The organism is Pseudomonas sp. DE0010 (genome assembly GCF_007680745.1).
Taxonomy (GTDB): domain Bacteria; phylum Pseudomonadota; class Gammaproteobacteria; order Pseudomonadales; family Pseudomonadaceae; genus Aquipseudomonas; species Aquipseudomonas parafulva_B.
In genome coordinates this window covers 1-315 of sequence record NZ_VEJQ01000126.1, presented here as the reverse complement: position 1 = coordinate 315, position 315 = coordinate 1, and the positions used below count along the sequence as shown (strand labels likewise).

Genomic DNA, 315 nt, shown 5'->3' with positions numbered 1-315 from the left:
ACCATCTCGCCGCGGTCGTTGCGCACCTTGAGCTGGCCGATCTGCTCGGGTTCCAGGCGGAAGCGCTGGTCGGCCTGGACGTTGACCTGGAAGGTACGGCCGAAGCGGTTGAAGTCGTTGGCGTAGACCGAGCCCAGGTAGGCCTGCAGGGTGTCGAAGATGGCGTCGATGGGCACCCCGTGGGTCTTGGCCTTCTCGCGGTCGATCTGCAGGGTGATCTGCTGGGTGCTGCCTTCGCGACCGTCCACCGCGGTCAGCTCCGGCAGCGCCTTGAGCGCGGCCGGCACCTTTGGCTGCCAGGTTTCCAGCAGCCCG

At 67.3% G+C, this 315-nt stretch carries 1 protein-coding gene; it reads right to left on the bottom strand.

The features are described 5' to 3' along the window. Nucleotides 1-315 (bottom strand): efflux RND transporter permease subunit (locus FS767_RS21940; protein WP_144968204.1); only part of this gene is annotated, 315 nt, incomplete at both ends.